This window comes from Streptomyces sp. NPDC059874, assembly GCF_042731135.1.
Classification (GTDB): domain Bacteria; phylum Actinomycetota; class Actinomycetes; order Streptomycetales; family Streptomycetaceae; genus Streptomyces.
In genome coordinates, this window is sequence record NZ_JBHWJY010000035.1 from 35,549 (window position 1) to 53,192 (window position 17,644).

General features: G+C 68.3%; 14 protein-coding genes and 5 pseudogenes. 6 read left to right on the forward strand and 13 right to left on the reverse strand.

Features of this window, described 5'->3' with window-relative positions; translation table 11 throughout:
- Positions 1-89 precede the first annotated feature (89 nt).
- Positions 90-338, forward strand: coding sequence for a hypothetical protein (locus tag ACFV9H_RS21035; RefSeq protein ID WP_385400322.1), 249 nt, complete (start codon positions 90-92; stop codon positions 336-338).
- A gap of 155 nt (positions 339-493) precedes the next feature.
- Here ACFV9H_RS21035 and ACFV9H_RS21040 read toward each other — a convergent pair whose 3' ends face one another.
- The 4 genes and pseudogenes from ACFV9H_RS21040 to ACFV9H_RS21055 form a co-directional block, all read right to left on the reverse strand.
- Complete coding sequence (locus ACFV9H_RS21040) at positions 494-757, reverse strand: Tn3 family transposase (RefSeq protein ID WP_385400399.1); 264 nt, start codon at positions 755-757, stop codon at positions 494-496.
- Positions 654-965: a Tn3 family transposase gene (locus ACFV9H_RS21045; RefSeq protein WP_385400401.1), complete on the reverse strand. Its 312-nt coding sequence runs from the start codon at positions 963-965 to the stop codon at positions 654-656. Before ACFV9H_RS21045 ends, ACFV9H_RS21040 begins: the two co-directional genes overlap by 104 nt.
- Positions 956-1,310, reverse strand: a pseudogene (locus tag ACFV9H_RS21050) (transposase); the annotation flags it as partial. The gene ACFV9H_RS21045 and the pseudogene ACFV9H_RS21050, both read right to left, overlap by 10 nt.
- A gap of 852 nt (positions 1,311-2,162) precedes the next feature.
- Entirely contained in the window at positions 2,163-3,338 is a 1,176-nt protein-coding gene (locus tag ACFV9H_RS21055; protein ID WP_385400324.1) for a calcium-binding protein, read from the reverse strand.
- A gap of 397 nt (positions 3,339-3,735) precedes the next feature.
- On the opposite strand from ACFV9H_RS21055, the gene ACFV9H_RS21060 reads away from it, so the two are divergent.
- Positions 3,736-4,065, forward strand: coding sequence for a hypothetical protein (locus ACFV9H_RS21060; RefSeq protein ID WP_385400326.1), 330 nt, complete (start codon positions 3,736-3,738; stop codon positions 4,063-4,065).
- Between the two features lie 93 nt (positions 4,066-4,158).
- Positions 4,159-4,491, forward strand: coding sequence for a hypothetical protein (locus ACFV9H_RS21065; RefSeq protein ID WP_385400329.1), 333 nt, complete (start codon positions 4,159-4,161; stop codon positions 4,489-4,491).
- A gap of 166 nt (positions 4,492-4,657) precedes the next feature.
- Here the strand turns inward: ACFV9H_RS21065 and ACFV9H_RS21070 are convergent, their stop codons facing one another.
- Together ACFV9H_RS21070 and ACFV9H_RS21075 are read right to left on the reverse strand one after the other, a co-directional pair.
- Positions 4,658-5,188 carry a transposase gene (locus ACFV9H_RS21070; RefSeq protein ID WP_385400404.1) on the reverse strand — a complete coding sequence of 177 codons (531 nt, stop codon included), beginning with the start codon at positions 5,186-5,188 and terminating at the stop codon, positions 4,658-4,660.
- Positions 5,171-5,398: pseudogene (locus ACFV9H_RS21075) on the reverse strand (transposase family protein); the annotation flags it as partial. The pseudogene ACFV9H_RS21075 and the gene ACFV9H_RS21070, both read right to left, overlap by 18 nt.
- Before the next feature lie 199 nt (positions 5,399-5,597).
- Here ACFV9H_RS21075 and ACFV9H_RS21080 point away from each other — a divergent pair.
- The 3 genes and pseudogenes from ACFV9H_RS21080 to ACFV9H_RS21090 form a co-directional block, all read left to right on the forward strand.
- Positions 5,598-6,053: a nucleotidyltransferase domain-containing protein gene (locus ACFV9H_RS21080; RefSeq protein WP_385400331.1), complete on the forward strand. Its 456-nt coding sequence runs from the start codon at positions 5,598-5,600 to the stop codon at positions 6,051-6,053.
- A gap of 73 nt (positions 6,054-6,126) precedes the next feature.
- Positions 6,127-7,106 (forward strand): annotated as a pseudogene (locus ACFV9H_RS21085) (IS5 family transposase).
- Between the two features lie 132 nt (positions 7,107-7,238).
- A pseudogene (locus ACFV9H_RS21090) lies at positions 7,239-8,171 on the forward strand (IS481 family transposase); the annotation flags it as partial.
- Between the two features lie 158 nt (positions 8,172-8,329).
- Here the strand turns inward: ACFV9H_RS21090 and ACFV9H_RS21095 are convergent.
- From ACFV9H_RS21095 to ACFV9H_RS21125, 7 genes and pseudogenes are all read right to left on the reverse strand, one after another.
- A complete protein-coding gene (locus ACFV9H_RS21095; RefSeq protein WP_385400333.1) occupies positions 8,330-8,830 on the reverse strand; it encodes a hypothetical protein in 501 nt (166 codons plus the stop codon).
- A 77-nt stretch (positions 8,831-8,907) separates the two neighbouring features.
- Complete coding sequence (locus ACFV9H_RS21100; RefSeq protein WP_385400407.1) at positions 8,908-15,129, reverse strand: DNRLRE domain-containing protein; 6,222 nt, start codon at positions 15,127-15,129, stop codon at positions 8,908-8,910.
- Positions 15,130-15,372: 243 nt separating this feature from the next.
- Entirely contained in the window at positions 15,373-15,723 is a 351-nt protein-coding gene (locus ACFV9H_RS21105) for a hypothetical protein (RefSeq protein ID WP_385400335.1), read from the reverse strand.
- Positions 15,724-15,752: 29 nt separating this feature from the next.
- Positions 15,753-16,163 carry a hypothetical protein gene (locus ACFV9H_RS21110; RefSeq protein WP_385400337.1) on the reverse strand — a complete coding sequence of 137 codons (411 nt, stop codon included), beginning with the start codon at positions 16,161-16,163 and terminating at the stop codon, positions 15,753-15,755.
- A 42-nt stretch (positions 16,164-16,205) separates the two neighbouring features.
- Positions 16,206-17,054, reverse strand: a complete 849-nt coding sequence (locus ACFV9H_RS21115) for a transposase (RefSeq protein ID WP_385400410.1) — start codon at positions 17,052-17,054, stop codon at positions 16,206-16,208.
- A pseudogene (locus tag ACFV9H_RS21120) lies at positions 17,003-17,158 on the reverse strand (IS110 family transposase); the annotation flags it as partial. The pseudogene ACFV9H_RS21120 and the gene ACFV9H_RS21115, both read right to left, overlap by 52 nt.
- A 73-nt stretch (positions 17,159-17,231) precedes the next feature.
- Positions 17,232-17,417, reverse strand: a complete 186-nt coding sequence (locus ACFV9H_RS21125; RefSeq protein ID WP_385400339.1) for a hypothetical protein — start codon at positions 17,415-17,417, stop codon at positions 17,232-17,234.
- Positions 17,418-17,644 lie beyond the last annotated feature (227 nt).

Sequence of the window (17,644 nt, forward strand, 5' to 3'; positions counted from 1 at the left end):
CCGCGTCCGGCCGGTGTACGCGAAGGGAAAGTGACCAGACCTTTCCACCGCAGAACCCGTCCGACATCTGCAACGTTCTCCCGGCGTCGATGACGAACAAGGTGCTGGTCCAGGTGGACTGCGCGAGCCACACCCTAATGGCTGAGGGCTGCTCCGGCCCGCGCTGCACCCCGGGATCCGGGACGCCCTACGGCGGCCCCCCCGGCGAAACCTGGGCCGACCCCCACGTCACGTACCAGGCGGCACTGATCGAGTGGTTCAAGAACGGGACCTTCAACGGCGCCGCGAACGGACAGTTCACCGTCGCCGCGAGTGGCGTGGCGAGCTCCGGCACGTAGAGCCGCTCACGCCTTCAAGATGAATGCCGCCCAAAAGTGTGTGAGGCGCTCCCACGACCTGGGAGCCCCTCACACATGAGGCCGGCGAGAAGCCACCGGTACTTGGCAGCTCCGACGCAAGAAACGACGACCACGCCACGTCATGAGCTTCCGCGTCAGCTGGGGGAGCTGATGACGCCTGCCCCTGCCGGCGCCGGCCGGGGGTGAGGCCCGGTGAGCGCCACCCCGAGGTCGAGCCGTTTGTCCATCTCCAGGCGGAAGGTGCCGTACGGGTTGATGTTCGACCAGAACAGCGCGGTCAGCCCACGCCGGTCCTCATCGGACAGCTTCTGCGCACAGACCGGTTCGGCGAGAACCTGCTGAAGCAGCAGAGTATTGACGTGCACCAAGGCGGACTGGAGCAGATGCAGCGCGAGCATCGAGGTCTCGGCGTGCTCCTTGTCCGGCCCTGTGAGGGGCGCCGTCCTTGCCGTAGTGCAGGACGCTGTTCGCACTGTTCCAGTTCTCCACGACCTGGAGTCCGCCGTGGATCTCCCGGCGCAGGTCGGGGCTGGCGAGGTAGTCACACGCGAAGGTCGTGCGCACGGCACGGCCGAGTTCTTCGAGGGCCTGATAGGTGGGGCCCATGTGATGAGGGCTTCGGAGGCTGGACGAGTCGCTCGTAGTCCCTGGCGTGGCGGCGGGCGTGCATGAGCCACGCCAATGTGCGCTCGACCACCCATCGGCGGGGCAGGACGACGAAGCCGGTGGCGTCCTTGGGTCGGCTCACTGTCTTGATGGTGAGGGGGAGGTACTGCTTGGCCCAGGTCACGAGCTGGCCGGCGTAGGCGGAGCGGCCCAGACGATGGTGATCTCAGGGTGCATGAGCCGGAGCCGGAAGAGGACTTCCTTGGCGGCCTCGCGGTCGGTCATGTCGGCCGGGGTGACCATCACCAGCAGCGCGAGCCCTCGCGTGTCGACGCCGACAGCCCGCCACCCGCTGTGACGTCGGACGAGTCCTCGCCACCGGCGAGGCATACACCCGACCCGCCCACCACAAGGTCGGCACCAGACCCCGACGAACTGGATAGACATCAAGCTGACCGTGGCTGGGACCTACAACGGCGGATGGGGTGGCCGCCCCCTGGGGCGCTGGAGGGTGGACACCCCGTGTGTCGCTGGCGCCGGCCAACGGCGATCTCGGCGTGCCGTCATGTCACCATCCGAGCTGTGGCTCGCCCAGGACCTTGCTGCCGATGCGCGCGGCGAGCTCCTGGGCTCTGGTCAGGGCCCCGCAGTTACTGCCGCCGTGGACGAACACAGTGTGATGCTCCGTCCACCGGTTCAACCGGGCTTCCTCGCCATGGAACACGATCTGGACTCCGTCGTGGTTCGCGCTCGCCTTTGGTCTGTCTCCGGGTGCTCTGGCCACATGCCGCGCCAGCAGATGTCGGCGATGCCCTGGCCAAGAGCCTGCACGAAGCGCGCCTCCACAGTCCCCGTCGGAACGTCTGCCATGGCATCCAGCGGCAGGTGTGCCTCCAGTGCGGCGGCGCCTGCGGTCGTTACGTCGAGGTCGATGCGCGCGACGCGGGGAGCGGCGAAGGGGGGTGGACGGGGGAGTGACCAAGGTCGGAGCCGGGTCACCGCCCCGCTCTGCGTCGGCCGTGATCGGGGCCTGCGCACGGTCGGCGGCCGGGCCCAGAGGCCCGGGGCGTCAGCCCAGCCCGTCGGGCAGTGGTTTGTACGCCGCTGGATCGCGCCGGTCGGCGACCACCAGCCCTACTCCGTCTGTGACTTGACCGCTTTCCCCGAGCGAGGCACGTCACCCGCGGGCCGTGCCGGTCAGGAAAGGTACCGCTGGAGCCTCGTGCCGAAGACGGTGGCGGGCCGCAGGCCCGCCTCGCAGGCGGTGAGGGTGTCGCGGCCGCCCTCGCCGTCGCAGTCGTCGGTGCCTGGGCCGCCGTCGAGGCGGTCGTCGCGCGGACCGCCGCGGAGGAGGTCGTCACCCGCTTCGCCGTACAGGGCGTCGTCACCTCCCCGGTCGCCAGTGGTCCCCGTTGTGACGAAATCAGCGTTGAAGCCCGCATTGTCGCCGAACAGCCGGTCGTTCTCGTCGCCGCCGAAGATGACGTCGGCGGCGGCTGGCGCGGTCGCGCCCTCCGGTACGGAGCTGTCGCCGATGAGTTCCTCGGGCAGGCCGCCGCCGGTGATCCGGTCGCGGCCGGCGCCCAGTGCGGTGCCGCCCTCGGGGTCGAAGATGTTGTGGTCCCCGATCGCGAGCGGGCCCCCGGCGCCCATGTCCAGGACGTCGTCACCGCCGCTCCCGCCCACGGGTCCGGGACCCTGGCTGTCGCCGATGAGGAAGTTGAAGCCGCCGCCGCCGAACAGCAGGTCGTCCCCCGCTCCGGTGACCGTCCCCGTGAAGGCGGTGGAGTCGCCCAGCATGAAGTCGACGTCGTCGCCGCCGAACAGGCGGTCGTCGCCGCCGCCCGTCGCGTCGGCGCCCCGGCTGTCGCCGGTGAGGCGGTTGAAGCCGGGGCCGCCGTGGATCTCGTCCCGGCCGCCGCCCGTGGCACGGCCCTCGAAGGTGAGGCTGTCACCGATCAGGCGGTCGTCGCCGTCCCCGCCCGCCAGGTAGTCGTCTCCGCCGCCGACGACGTCGTCGGTCGGATGGAAGATGTCCCCGAACACCTCGTCGTCGCCGGCGCCCGCGTCGATCCGGTCGTTGCCGAGGCCGCCGGTGACGATGTCGGCGCCGCCGAGGGAACAGATGAGATCGCCGGCCCCGAGCCCGTTGATGGTGTCGTTCCCCGGGGTGCCGACGATCACGTCACGCCGGCCGGTTCCGTTGGTGACCACGCCCTCGTTCTGGACGACGATGGTGGCTGTCCGCCCGAAGCAGGTCGGGGTCCGGGCGGCGGCGCTCGCCGCGGACGGGCCGGTGGTCAGCGCGGCGGCGAGCGCGCAGACGGCTGCGATGGGGGCGATCCGCCCCCGCCCTCGTGGTTGGGTCACCATGGGAAGGACTCCCGTCCGGTCGTGGTCTGGGTCAGAGGACCACTAGCCGCCGGTGAGGGTAGGGGAACCGGATTCCACGCCGCTTCATCCGCTCAGCGCACGATCGGATTCCTGGGCCCTCGGCGCTTTCTTCAGCGGCAGGGTCTCTGCGAGGCGGACGGAGAGGCTGCCCGCGGCCGCCAGGCAAGCGTGGGTGACGAGCCAGGTGCGGACGGTCTCCGGAGGCGTGCCGCCGCCGCGAGCTCCTTGGTGGCCAAATCCCTCGACTGCGCCCGCTGCGCCCCGTGCCGGTGGGCTGGTTTGGGCAGACCTAGACTGAGCTGCGGGAACGCGACGGGGGAGTGGCGTGATGGATGCGGGTGGGCGTGTGAGCGGTGCAGTCGGCGGGGAGCCTTCCTTGATCGCCGCTGTTCGGGCGCGGGACATGTTCCTGGTGAAGCGGCTTCTGGAGGAGGACAACGATTACGACCAGCGGGACGCGGCGTTCGGCGTGGCTGTCCGGGCGTTCTGCGGGGGCATCGCCCAACTGTTGCTCGAGCGAGGCGCCGATCCGAGCCAGTGCGGGCCGGACGAGCTGTTGTCGCTGCGCGAAGCGGTGGATTTGGGCTCGCCCGCGCTGGTCGAGGCGCTGCTGGACGACAGGATTCGGGGGAGGTACCAAGAGTCCGAGCTGCTGCAGATGAAGGATGTCGCACACCGCTGGTACGAGACTGGGGCCGAACCCTAACTGCGGCGCCTCACTGGCTCCCGGGAGGCCCTCGTCCGTATCCGGGTCCAGGACGACGAGTACTACAGCGTTGAGGAGTACTCCCTCGGCGGGATGACCGTTCGCGATGGGCACGCGGCGATCCTCACGCACCTGGACGAGCTGCTCGGCATCCGCACCGCCTTCGAGGAGCTGATGGCACGCGCGTTGAACCACGACAAAGACCACGCCGCTTGGGGGAACGCCACCATTGTCCTGGCCAACGGTCGCGATCAGGGGACCTGGACTGCTGCCGCGGCGCTGCGCACCCATCCGGAGCCGTCTCACCGCTTGTTCGGCACCGAGGTGCTACGGCTGACCCACCTGTCCGACGACACCGGGCACCCAGCGACTGGTATCCCCTCTTCCCCAACCCCGTCGTCGCCGACTCCCTGCTCGACCGCCTGATCAACACCAGCCACCAAGTCATCATGAACGGTCCCAGCTACCGTCCGAACAAGCGCCCAAGGAACCCCGCCGACAAGACCGACAAGCCCTCAGCCAACTGATCAAGGCACCACCCCAGGGGTTGAGGAATTACGGGCTCTGTCGGGGATCTTGTGATGTCACAGGGTCAAGGGCCGAGGAGTACGCGTAGGCGTAGGAGGTCGAGGTTGGCTCCGCCGTAGGCCATGCGTTTGATGAGCTTGACGCGGGTGACGTGGCCCTCGACCTGGCCGGAGCTCCACGGCGTGGAGAGTCCTGCGGTGACTGCGTCGAAGTCGCGTCGCAGGCCGCTGACCAGCGAGTGGAGGGCTGGGAGGTCGTCAGCAAGGACTCGCTCGATCCAGTCGGGAAGTTGGTCTCCGCGGAGGTCGTGGAACATTTCAGCGAAGTCGTGGACGTGCCGTGCAGCTGCGTCGAGGTGAGGGCAGGCGGTGCGGATCAGGTCCAGCAGCGAATCCTTGGCGATACGGATCCCAAGGGCCGCCGCCAGCCGGGCGCCGGGACGGCCCGCCAGGCACAGAGCGATCGAGGTGAGCATCGAGCGCAGCACCTGCGTCTGCCGGGCATGCGGCCTGGTCAGCCCCTCGATCTGCTCGGCGAACGTCACGGCCGGGCATCGGCTGCTCAGGCACTTGAACCGGCGCACGGTCAGCTCCATGACTACCGGGCTGCCGGCCACGGGCGCGTCGCCGAGCCGGCGGACGTACCGGCCGTGCACCCGCCACGACGGCATACCGCATCCCGGGCATCTCACCGGAGACGTCTGACACCCCGCGCGAAGCGGGATGACCCCGGCCGTTCGCTTGATCGACTCGATGACAACACCGGACAGATACGGCAACAACCGCCCCGACACCCTGAACCGCACACCCGGAGACTGCCCAGCTCAGCCCTGTGACATCACAAGATCCCCGACAGAGCCCGCAATTCCCCAGGTCTTGGGCCAGCCTGCCTGTGGCTGACTGCGGCATCTTGATCAGCGCCACCACGATGCCCGTCATGTCTGCCGCAGAGGCGCCTGAGAAAATGACGGAGCCAGTACCGAACAGCAGCCGGGGGCGTGTGCGATGCAGCGTGATGATCAGCCAGTAAGCGGTTCGACAGGGCTCCCGCTGGAGCGGATCGCCGAGATCCGTGAGGTCATTACCCGGGTCACGACCTGGGCTCGGGGCCGCGAGGACATCGTAGGTCTGCTCCTGGTCGGATCGTGCGCCCGTGGCGCCGCGCGACCCGATTCCGACATCGACATTGTCCTGCTCACCACGGACGCGCTCCGATACGCTGAGAGCGCCTGGGCCAGGGAACTTGGCCTGGGTGATCTGATCCGGACCCAGGCCTGGGGACCGGTCACCGAATGGCGCTACTCCACTGGCTCGGGCCTCGAAGTCGAGATCGGCATCACCTCTCCCACCTGGGCAAAGACGGATCCTGTCGATCCTGGAACGCATCGCGTCGTCACCGACCGTGCTCGTCTCCTGCATGACCCGGCGGGAATCCTGGCCGACCTCCTCACTGCCTGCTAGGGCCTGTGTGATGTCGTGATCAGCTTCTGGGTTCTGTCCTGTTCGCGGGGTGGAATCCGGTAGGACTGGGGTCGTGACACGCAGGCAACTCACCAATGCCCAGTGGAAGTTCATCGAGCCGTACCTGCCGATCGGTAGGTACGGCCCGTACCCGGAGCGGTTGCGGGAGCAGTTCGAGGGTGTGATCTGGCGGTTTAGGTCCAGTGCCCAGTGGCGGGAGATGCCTGCCGAGTTCGGCCCGTGGGCCACGGTCTACGGACGCTTCCGCGTCTGGCGGGGCGCCGGTGTGTTCACGGTCCTGCTGGAAGGCCTGATCGCGGAGGGTGCCCGGTTGGGCAGAACGGACTTGTCGCTGGTCAGCGTGGATTCCACAACGGTCCGCGCCCACCATGACGCTGCGGGGATGCGCGTCGGCAAGCACCTCATGGAGGCCCTGGAAGAAGCCGCGCGGGAGCAGGAAGCGGCCCGGAAGAAGGGGGCGGACCGGAGGAACGGAACGGACAGGCCGAGCGCAGGCGCATCCGACGCCGACGGGGGCTCCGCCTGAAGGAAGCCCTGCTCGGCAGGTCCCGGGGCGGCCTGACCAGCAAGATTCACCTCGCCGCGGACCGCAGGTGTCGTCCGCTTGCGCTGGTCCTGTCTGCCGGGCAGGCCGGGGACAGCCCGCAGTTCATTCCCGTGCTCGCGCGGGTGAAGGTCCGGCTGCCTGTCGGCCGTCCCCGCACCAGGCCCGGCGCGGTCGCCGCGGACAAGGCCTACTCGTCCCGAGGTAACCGCTCCTACCTGCGCAGACGCGGAATCAAGGCCGTCATCCCGGAAAAGCGGGACCAGGCCGCCAACCGGAAGAAGAAGGGCGCACGAGGCGGGCGACCCTTCAGCCACGACTCCGACCTCTACAAAGAACGGAACACGGTCGAGCGCCTGATCAACAAGCTGAAGGCCTGGCGAGGCATCGCCACCCGCTGTGACAAGAGCCCGGACAGCTACCTCGCCGGCCTCCACCTCCGCGCCGCAATGATCTGGATCGACGACCTGATCAAGACCGCCGGATGATCACGACATCACACAGGCCCTAGGTGTGTTGTCCCGGGACGTTGGTGACACGCGTGCTGGGTGCTTGAAATGGGTGAGGGCCTTCTGGCGCGGTGTGGATTGCGACATCTCGACCGAGTTCAGGAGGCCCTCGTGGTCCACCGTAATGCCCCACTGACCGAGACCGGGCGTCTTCGTCTGGCCCGCTGTGTCGTCGAGGACGGATGGCCCGTGCGCCGGGCGGCGGAGCGTTTCCAGGTCAGCCACACCACCGCTGCCCGCTGGGCCACCCGCTACAGACAGCTCGGCGTCGCCGGAATGAGTGACCGCTCCAGCAGACCCCACCACCAGCCCCGCAGGACGGCGGCCACCGTCGAGGCCGAGGTACTGCGATTGCGGCGTGAACACCGCATCGGTCCGCTGCGGCTGGCCGTCCGGTGCCACATCGCGGGCTCGACGGCCCACCGCATCCTCCAGCGACACGGCCAGCCGCCCCTGGCCACCCTTGACCGGGCCAGCGGCGAGCCTGTCCGCCGCTATGAACGCGCCCGCCCCGGCGAGCTGGTCCACATCGACGTCAAGAAGCTGGGCCGGATCCCCGACGGCGGCGGCCACAAAGTCCTCGGCCGGGCCGCTGGCAGCCCGAACAAAGACCGCCGCAGCGGCGCCGGATACGCCTACCTCCACACCGCCCTCGACGACCACAGCCGGATCGCCTACACCGAAGACCTGCCCGACGAGACCGCCCCGACCTGCGCCGCCTTCCTCACCCGGGCGACCGCCTGGTTCGCATCCCTGGGCATCCGCGTCGAGCGGGTCCTGACCGACAACGCCTGGGCCTACAGCAGGAACACCTGGCGCAACACCTGCCATGACCTGGGCATCAGCCCCCGCTGGACCCGGCCCTGGCGCCCGCAGACCAACGGCAAGGTCGAACGCTTCCACCGCACCCTGCTCGAGGAATGGGCCTACCAACGCCCCTACACCTCAGACCACGAACGAATGGAAGCGTTCACCGACTGGCTCCACTGGTACAACTACCACCGACCCCACACCGGAATCGCAGGCCACACACCCGCCAGCCGTGGGCTTTCGCCCGGTGCGGCGAGAGTGCGTGCCAGGCGCCGCGGGGCAGACGCGAATTTGACGACAGGGCCTAGGGCCCGGCACCTCGGGTGCCGCGCAGTCAGGTCACAGGAAGGGTCTGCTGACCGGAGCTCGGTGGACGTCGTCAGAAGGCAGGGTCAGAGCCAGCAGCGGATCGGCGTGCCGTCCAGGGAGGCCTCGGCACCGACGGTGTAGTCACCCGCCGGGCCAGAACTCCCAGGGGGAATGAAGCGGATGCGTATCAGTACTGGTTGGCCGTCGGCCTCTGCTGAGAAGCAGAACCCGGACAGGGTGTCTGGCACGTCGTCACTGCCTTCATCGTCGAGCGGCAGCCCTTCCTTTTTCGCGAAGTCGCGGTAGAAGTCGACGATTTGCCGGTTGGAGCCTTCGAACGTGTAATGCCGGTTCGCGTACAGCCAGCCGCCTCCGTCGTCGTCGCAGCCGTATTCGGCTTCTTCGCCCCCCGTGACGGGGTGAGCCCCCTCGGGCCGCACCTGAAGTGCCTTCAGATCCCGCATCTTCTGGGCACGAGCCGTCTCCTGGTCTCCGCAGCCGCCGGACACGGTAACGAACACAACACCCCCGGCTGCCAACACGAGGAAGGCGGGTACTGCGGCGATCTTGTAGGCGCTCTTCAAGGGGAACACTCTCCGTGGGATCAGGGCTGCCGGGCCCGCTGGGAGCGGGCCCGGCAGCCCACAGGTGGTGGATGAGACTACTCGAGCATGCCTATGGAGTAACGGTAAGAGGCCGTCTTGTACAGGAATGCGTAGAGCCCTGATCTCGAATTCCAGGCTCGAACCATGTTGCGTCGGCCTCGTCCGCTGGTCGCGAAGTTTCTGGCACGATTGTTGTTTCGCTGGTCGATCCTGGAGTCTTCTCTCCCGCCTTCTCCCCACTCGTGGGCATTTCCGAGGGTGATGGCAGCGTGACGTCCCAGAAGGAAGGTCAGAGCCGCTTGCCAGATGAAGTGACGGATTGCGTTGTTGCGCTTTCCGTGCCCGGTCATGCTGGCGGCGATGTACGAGATCGCGGTCGCCTTCCGGCAGGCATTGAAGCCGAGGCTCGCACATGCGCGGGCCTCTACCGCCTTCTTCTTGACCTTCTTCTTCCAGGTTGACCAGAACCGGCCGTCGAGGTCGTACTGATTCACGGGGTCGCCGGGATAACCGTAGGCGTTGTCACCGCCCCCGTAGACCGGGTCGGCGGAGAGGAAGCGGCCGTTGGTGGGGTTGTAGAGCCGGACGCCCATGAGGGTGAGGCCGGTGGGTGTCTCGGTGGAGCGCTGCTTGCCTCCGAGCCAGTTGTAGCGGGTGGCCGCCTGGCCTGCGCGTGCGTTGCCGTACTCGTCGCTGTCCAGGGCCACGGGTGGCTTGGCGGTGTCCAGTGGGAGCTGGAGGGCCACGTCGCCGTGGATGGTGGTGAGCTGGAGAACGGTGTCCCCGGTCTTGGAGGTGGTGGCGGCGAGGTCGCCGGATGCCGAGTCGACGTTCCGGGTCAGTGCCCCGGTGGCGGTGTTTTCGGTGATCCAGCGGGGGTTGTCCCCGTCTGCGTCGTAGTGGTTGATCTTGGATTCGGTCTGGGTCCAGCTGCTGCCGCTGCCGCTGCCGGTTTCGGTCGTCCAGGAGCGCAGGCGCAGGGCGGCGTCCAGCTGCCAGGTCTGGCGCTGGGTGCCCACCGTCTGCTGGTGGACGAGATCGTTGGCGTAGTAGCCGATGGTTCCCTGGCTCGGAGCTGCCGTCGTGCGGCCGAGGTTGTCGTAGGTGTAGCCGCTGTCGACGAGTCGGTCGGCGCTGTCGTAGGTGTGGCTGGTGGTGTTGCCTCCGGTGGTCGGGCAGTCGGCGCCGGGCGTACCTGCCGTGCTGCTGAGGGACTTGCGATTGGTGCGGTTGTCGAAGGTGTAGGTCCGCTTGGTGCAGACCGTGTCCGCGGTGTCCGCGACGTCCGTGAGGCGGCCGGTGCTGTCGTAGCGATATGTCTGGTCCGACCAACCGGCGTGCCGGGTGACTTGCCCGTGAATGGACTTGGCGACGGTGTCGGAGTAGACGACGGTGGAATCGCTGTCGCGGGTGTAGGAGCGCTTCAGGGGCGCCCCCGTGGTGTCCTCGTTGATGGTGAGGGTGTAGCCGCCGGGCAGTTTCTCGCTGGTGACCGAACCGTCGGCGTCGTAGGTGGGCTGGAAGACGCCGGCGATGGAGTCGGTGCTTTTCGTGGCCAGGCCGCGGGGTTCGGTGGTGTGGTCGTATGTGTAGGTGACGGTGGACGGGCTGCTGTCGGCCACCTTGATGGGGCGGTCGAGCAGGTCGTACTCCGTCGTGGTCGTGCCGGCGTCGGCGTCCGTGTAGGAGATTTGACGGCCGAGTTTGTCGTATGCGCGGGTGATGGTGCCGCCGGTGGGCGAGACAGTCTTGAGGGGACGGCCGGTCGTCTGGGCGTACTCGGTGGTGGACTCCGGGACCACCTGGCCGAGGCCGCCGGTAATGGTCACCTTGACGGCGCGGCCTGCAGAGTCATACGTGGTCGTTGTGGTGCGGGTGGTGCCGTTGGCGGTCTCGGTGACCTTGGCCGGGTTGCCCCACCAGTCGTACTCGGTGGTGATGGTCGGTATCTGCGATGGGTTTGACCCGCCGCCGGTGATCGCCCCGCCGGGGCCGGTGGAGCAGACCCGGTCGGCCCATTCCGGGCGGCCCTGGCAGGTGCCGGTGCCGGTCGCGGACCAGTAGGTGGTCACGCGGGTTCCGGCGTCGGTGCCGGTGGCGCCGGGCAGGAGCTGCTTGGTGACGCGGCCCTGGGCGTCGTACTCGGTGGACTGCGTGATCGCGAGGCCGCCCGGGTCCTTGACCGTCTGGACCGGCAGTCCCTTGGCCCAGTCGTAGACCGTCTGGACCACGCGGTTCTCACCGCTGACCGTGGGGTGTTCGCGCACCTGTGCGCCGGTGGTGACCTTGGTTATCTGGTCCTTGACCTTTGCCGTGCCGTTGGTGGGACGGCCCGTGTCGAACTCGTTGACCGTCCGGGACCGAGCGGTGACCGAGGTGCCGGCCGGGACCAGGGTGGTCGTTCCGTTCTTGAGGTCAGCGGTGAGGTCGATCCGGTGCAGTGGCGCGAGCTTTTCCAGCTCGCGGGTGCCGGTCTCATTGAAGACCGAGGCCGTGGCAAGCAGGTTCGCCCGCTCGGCCGACGGGAGTTGAGCGATGCCGAGGTCCGCTTGGACCGCGCGGTCGGCGGAGGAGATGCCGAGCGCCACGGCGCGGTTGGCCGCGGACAATTCGCGAACCGCGTTGCCGAAGCGGTCGTACTCGGTGGTGGTGAGGTGCCCGCCCGGTGTTGCCGCGTTCACCTGACGCCCGGACACGCCCAGGTAAGCGATACCGGCACGGCCGTACGAGGAACTCGTCAGCCCGTCACCCGAGTGTGAGGCGGGAACGGCGTCAGCCGGGAAGACCGCGGCGGCGTCGGTCGGGGCGTCGGTCTGACCCCAGGCCTTCACATCGGCGGCGCCCATCGTGTAGGGGGCTTTGGCGCCGGTCAGCGGGACGTCGTACACCACGCTGGTGGTGGCGGTGCCCTCCCCGACGTCCGCTGTGCCCTGCTTGAGCCCGGAGCGGGAGGTCTTCAGGAGCATGCCGTCACCGGCGGTCGCGGCGTTGCCGGCCTGGCCGTAGGTGAAGGTCCAGGGCAGTTCGCCGGCCGGGGTGAGGCTGGTGACCCGGCTCGCGGAGTCGTACCCGTACTCGGTCTTCAGCGAGGGGGTAACGAGAGGGTTCCAGGTCTGGCGCAGTCGGCCGTCCTTGTCGTAGGTGTACGTCTGCACGGCCTTGGAGGTGGCGGATGCTGCTCCCGGTTCGGTGGACGACAGTCGGATCTCCTTCACCTGGCCGGTGAAGTCACCGAAGAGGAGGTCGTTGGCGGTGGTGGTGGCCGCGTACACGAACTCCAGCACACGGCACCCCTTTGTCGAGGCATCAGCGGTGCACGCGGCTGCGGAGGCGGCGGAGTTCGGAGCGATGATCCGCTGGGGGCGGGCCAGCTTCTTGCCGTCCACGGTGACGGTCTCGGAGACCACCGTGGTGGTGGTGTTGGCCATTCCGTCCAGCAGCGTGGACGTGACCTGCCAGGTCGTGGCCTGCGCGTCGGGCCGAGTGAAGGTGGTGACCGTGCCTTCGCTGTCGGAGAGCGTGAACGAGGCTGTCACGCTGCCGGTGAGGGTCAGGTCCTCCGCGCCCGGCTCCGGGATCCAGCCGTTCTTCGGCGCGTTCGCGGTGAAGTGGATTGCGCTGCCGTCGACGAGGATCACGTCGACCGCGGTGTCGGAAGTCCGCCGGACGTGCGAGTACTCGGAGTTCGTGGCTTCCGCCACGGTCCCGGAGACCCACTCCTTGCCGAAGATCGGCGCTTGGCCTTCCTGCTTGTTGCCCTTGAGCGGGTCGCGCGAGGATGCCGTACGGGAGACCGACAGGCCGAGGGCCGACACATCGGTCGCCGAGAGGGTGTGGTCGCCTGTCAGTAGATTGACCGAACCGGGGCCCACGTCGGTGGTCGCGGCTCCGCTGGCGTTGCGGTCAACGATCACGGTCAGCGGCTCGGTGGCGCCGGTGGCGGAGTTCGGCCCGGTGAAATCGGCTTTGATCTGCACGGTCCCGTCCGGGTTGACCGTGTCGGTGGCGTTCCAGACCAGCGGCGCGTTCTTGCCACCTGCCAGCGGAATCGGCCACGCGGTCAGCGGGGCGCCACCGGAGGTGACGTTGCCGGCCGGGATCTGCGTCCATGGGTCGGCTTCGGAGCGGCGCCACGAGAAGGACACCCCGTCGTACTTGGTGCCGTCGGCATCAGCGACCAGCGGCAGGCGTCGCGCGGTGCGCTCACCGGCTGCGGGCTGACTGAAGCCCCCGGGGCCGGCGTGGAAGGTGTACTCGACCGGCTCGGACTTGTTGTCCGCCTTGTCGACCGCGCGCACCTGAAGGGTGTGGGTGCCGTCCTTCGGCGGGGCGATGGAGAGCGCCTTCGCGCCCGGTGCGCCACCGGTCTCCACCTTGGTCCAGCCGATGCCGTCCAGCGACCACTCCAACCAGTTGTGATCGGCTGCGGGCGGGGTGACGGTGAAGGTCCCGGCCTGACCGGCGCCCTTGACCCAGGCGTTCGACGGGTAGTCCGTGGAACCGAGCCCGGTGGGCGCCGACGGGGAAGTGGTGTCGACCGTGAAGATCCTCTCGGCCGACCAGCCCAGGTTGTAGTGCGTGCCGTCGTACGGAGACGTACGGAAGCGGTACGTCTTTCCGTTCGTGAGGACACCCGCCGGGACGGTCACTGAGGAGACCTGCCCGGAGGGAACGAAGGACGATCGAAGGACATCACCGACCTGGGCATTGGTGGCGTCGTCGAAGATCTGGAACGCACCCTGGACGTTGTCACCATTGGCGTCGACGAACGTGTCGCGCAGCGTCGGCGTGACGCTGTTGACGACGTAGGCACCGCCGTAGGAGAAGAACGGGGCACCCGCCTCCTGCTTGGTGCCGGTGCGCGGCCGGTAGTTGTAGGTGACGGTCAGCTTGGGAACGTTGGATGCGGCGTTGGCGGAGTTGACCCGCTTCCACTGCAGCGACGTGGTCTCCGACGTGGCGCGCAGGCCCATGCCCGAGTAGGACCACTTGTTGTTCGCCCAGTGCTGCACCAGGCCGGTGACGTTCGCGTTGATCCACCCGTCAGCGGTGCACGCGGAGTTGCCCTTGGTCTCCGTGGAGGTGGCCATCTTGGTCACCATCGCCGGCTGGTTCGTCCACCGCGAGGAGGTCGAGGCGTTGTTCGCCGTCCACACCTCCCACGGCTGCGCGGTGCAGTCGGTGTTGCCCGAGTGGAAGTTCCACAGCGACAGGGTGGCACTGGAGATCAGCGCGTCCGCGACCGGAGCCGTGTTCCACGTGATGAAGGAACGCGCCGTGCGGAAGGTGCCGTCGGCGTTCTTGGTTCCCGGGTTGCCGAGGTCCAGCTCGGTGTCGTTGGACCAGTCGACGGTCTCGCCCTGCTGGACGTACGTGTCGAAGAGGTTGCCCAGCGACGAGGTCGAGGGGTCCACCGTGACGGGGTACTTCGTCGCCGGATCGGCGAGGAAGGCGGCGTCGGGGGTGATGACGAGGTCGACACCGTCCTTGGTCTTGACGACCTGCAGACCGACCTTCGCCCGCCGGGTGTGCTCACCGGAGGCGGCATCCACAGTCGAGTCCCACATGACGGGGGCCGGCATCGTCGCGGTCTGCTTCGACTTCTTGTCGGTGAACAGCACACTTCCGTCCGGCTGCTGCTCGACCTTCAGACCCTTGGTCTTCAGCGGCAGCGTGTAGCCGAAGCCCGCCTCGGGCTTGGCCTTGACCTCGACGAACTGTTCGAAGCCGGTACGCGTCGCCTCCACGATCACGTCCGCGCCGGGTACGGCGCTCTCGTACGTGGCCCGCGTGCCGTCCAGCTTCGGCGCCGGCAGACCGCCGCGCCACTGCAGCGTGATCGCCTCGTCGCCGGTGCCAAGCGTCACCAGATCCGTGGCCTCGGCCGACGGCGCCTCCTTCAGGAAGGACACCTTCGTGCCCGTCTTGCCGGACAGGCGCAGGCCCTGCGGGTGGGCTTTGGAAGCGACCGAACCGTCCGGCGCCGCCGCGAGGTTCACATCGACGTCTCGCCACTCGCCGGTGCCCGCGTCCTTGAACCGTACGGGCCCGGCGAAGAGGTCGGTGGTGAGCGAACCGTCCTTGTTGACCCAGGTGGTGGAGGACTCGGTGCGTTCCGAGAGTGCCTCCACGCGTATCCCGGAGAGCCGCGCGGCGACCCGGGCGGAGGGTATGTCCGCGGCCGAGGTCGCAGGTTGCGGCTGCGGAGCCTTGGCGGCGGCCCGAGCGGTGCCGGACGCGAAGGCGGCCTCGGCTCCGAAGAGCGTGGACACCGCCATGATCAGTGCCACACCGGCGGCGGTGCTGCGCAGACCGCCTGGTCCGGTGCGTGGCGAACGGGCGCGCCGGAAGGGCGCGCCCGTATTACGGGTTGTCAAGGTTCCCCCAGAGTAGGAGTGATGGCGCGGGTGAGACCCATGTCCGGATGCCACCCATGGTGGAACCTAAGACTCCGCAAAAGATGATCAAGGGGATGTACCCGTAATAGCAGGACGGTTTGCTTCGGTCCCGTTATCCAAACTTTACCTACCTGCGATCATGTTTCCGCAGGTCAGGGGCTCTATGGTGTTCTGGACCGCGCGTTTCGAGACGTGCAGCACGGCCGCCGCGCCGTCCGGTACCTGGGAGGGGATCGAGGCGGTGATGGTACCGCCCTCCATTACGCGTGCGAGGGCGGCCGCGTTCCCCTGAATGGTGCTGCGGTGCAGCTCCGTGAGCGCGGCGAGTTCGGCCTCCGATGCTTCCTCGCCGGGCTCCCAGACCATCCTGGCCTGCGGCGCGTGGAGCAGTTCCTTCCGCCGGTCCCAGCTCGCCGGCCCGCTGGGCCTTGGGTTGCCCGGGTCGGGGGGATTGATGCCCCTGTTGGCAGTCAAGGGCTGCCGAGAGCCCGAGAGTGGCCCGGTCAGGTTTGGTAGGGGTGCAGGGCGACGCTGTGCGATCCGACGCTGATCTGCATCCAGGAACCGTCCAGGCCGCTGGGGATGCGTGATGCCAGATCGAAGAGCACGGGCCAGTGGCCCATCTGGAGATAGGCGGCGCCGTCGTCGGTCAGGCGGAGGCGGCCGCTCATGATCACCTGGTCGCCTTCCTGCCGGAGTTCCGGCTCGGCGGCAGCGGCTGGTCGGGTGTTCTGGCCCCAGTGGATGTCCTCGTCGACGGTCCATTCGATGAGGTGCCGGCCGTCGGCTTCTTGCGGATTACCGCGCCAGAGCACCACGGCGGTTCCGATGGGGGTGTGGACCCGAACTGTCATGTGCTGCTGCGGGCTTTGCGGCAGGCTCTCCGTGCGGACGAACATCGCCTCATCATCCATGACGTCACGTCTCAGGACCGAGGACTTGTCGGGTCGCCGAGGTCAAGCGGCGGTGAGCCAGTCCCGGTAGGAGTTCGCGAGGTCGTCGTCGCGGCGTGTGCCGCGTTCGATGCAGGAGATCACCGCAGGCCAGACGCCGCAGTGCTCAGCGACAGTGCTGAGGGTGATGTTCTTGGCCTGACGTGCCGGGCGGAGGTCGGAGACGTCCGGGACGGTGACCGGTGTGGTGAGGTAGCGGAAGATCTCCCAGGCGATCGCCCTCTTGAGCAGCCGGATGATCTCCTTCTTCGTACGTCCGGCCGTGGTCTGCCGGGCGACGTACTCGCGGGTGCGGGCATCGCTGGACATCCGGACGAGGGCGATTCGGTGGAGGGCTGAGTTCGCTCCGCGGTCGCCGCCCCGGGAGAGCCGATGGCGGTTGGTCCGGCCACTGGAGGCGGGGACCGGCGCGACGCCGCAGAGGGCTGCGAAGGATGCCTCGGTGCGCAGGCGGTCGGGGTTTCCTCCGGCGGTGACCAGGAGCTGGGCCGCGGTGTCGGGCCGACCCCGAACGCGGCGCGAAGACCGGGGTTGTGCTCGGTGGCGGCGGTGTCCAGGGCGGCGGTGAGAGTGTCGTGTTCCGCGCTCAGGGCCTGGACCCGGCGGGCGAGGGTCTTCAGCGCGGTCAGAAGGGCGACGCGTGGTCCGTCGCCGGTGGGACGGAGCCGGGAGATGGCGTCGACCTGTGTCTTGCCCCGCAGGGCGGTGTATTTGACGCGAATGTCGTCCGGGGCGGTGATGAGGATGTGCGTGATTTGGTTCAGCGTAGCGGTGCGGGCCTTGACGGCGGACCGGACGGCGTTGTGGAGGGCGCGTATGCCGCTGACGGTGTCGTCCGTCGGGATGACCGATGCGCGGCCGGACAGCGCGGCGCGGGCGGCTGCGTAGGCGTCGATGGGATCGGACTTGCCGATCCGGCGCCGTTCGGCTTTGTCGGGCCGGTTGACCTCGACCACGGTGAGGCCGACGTGGCGGGCGGCGCGGGTGAACCCAAGGCGTAGGAGGAAGTCCCCCCGACCCCGACGGCGGTCACGGTGCCGTGGGCGTCAGGAACGCGATAGCCGCGGCGTATCCGGCTTGCGTGGTGGGGAACTCGGCGTCGGCGACGTGGCCGCCCCGGTCGGTGATGACCGCAACGTGGATCGTGTCAGCGTGGGAGTCCACTCCGCCGAACACCGTATCCAGTTCTGCGGCGGACGTGCTCGTCACGGTCATGCTGTCAACTGCCTTCCCGGGCCGGAGGTAACTCCGGCCGGGTGGGTCAGACAGGACATTGAAGGGGCCGCTGGCCAAGCTCCTATCAGGTCATGCTCCACCTGGCCGGTGCCATGGAGAACGGGCCCCAGCGGTCGGACGGAACAATCCCAGGACAGCCCAGCAGGGCGTCAGTCAGACCCTGAGCCACGACCACCGGAACCCGCTACGAGTATCAATGTCAGACC

Excerpts from the sequence above, each read along its gene's own strand:
- ACFV9H_RS21035 (WP_385400322.1), top strand. The coding sequence starts at position 90 with ATGACGAACAAGGTGCTGGTCCAGGTGGACTGCGCGAGCCACACCCTA.
- ACFV9H_RS21040 (WP_385400399.1), bottom strand. The coding sequence starts at position 757 with ATGCTCGCGCTGCATCTGCTCCAGTCCGCCTTGGTGCACGTCAATACT.
- ACFV9H_RS21045 (WP_385400401.1), bottom strand. The coding sequence starts at position 965 with ATGGGCCCCACCTATCAGGCCCTCGAAGAACTCGGCCGTGCCGTGCGC.
- ACFV9H_RS21055 (WP_385400324.1), bottom strand. The coding sequence starts at position 3,338 with ATGGTGACCCAACCACGAGGGCGGGGGCGGATCGCCCCCATCGCAGCC.
- ACFV9H_RS21065 (WP_385400329.1), top strand. The coding sequence starts at position 4,159 with ATGACCGTTCGCGATGGGCACGCGGCGATCCTCACGCACCTGGACGAG.
- ACFV9H_RS21070 (WP_385400404.1), bottom strand. The coding sequence starts at position 5,188 with ATGGAGCTGACCGTGCGCCGGTTCAAGTGCCTGAGCAGCCGATGCCCG.
- ACFV9H_RS21080 (WP_385400331.1), top strand. The coding sequence starts at position 5,598 with ATGCAGCGTGATGATCAGCCAGTAAGCGGTTCGACAGGGCTCCCGCTG.
- ACFV9H_RS21100 (WP_385400407.1), bottom strand. The coding sequence starts at position 15,129 with ATGGCGGTGTCCACGCTCTTCGGAGCCGAGGCCGCCTTCGCGTCCGGC.
- ACFV9H_RS21110 (WP_385400337.1), bottom strand. The coding sequence starts at position 16,163 with ATGGATGATGAGGCGATGTTCGTCCGCACGGAGAGCCTGCCGCAAAGC.
- ACFV9H_RS21125 (WP_385400339.1), bottom strand. The coding sequence starts at position 17,417 with ATGACCGTGACGAGCACGTCCGCCGCAGAACTGGATACGGTGTTCGGC.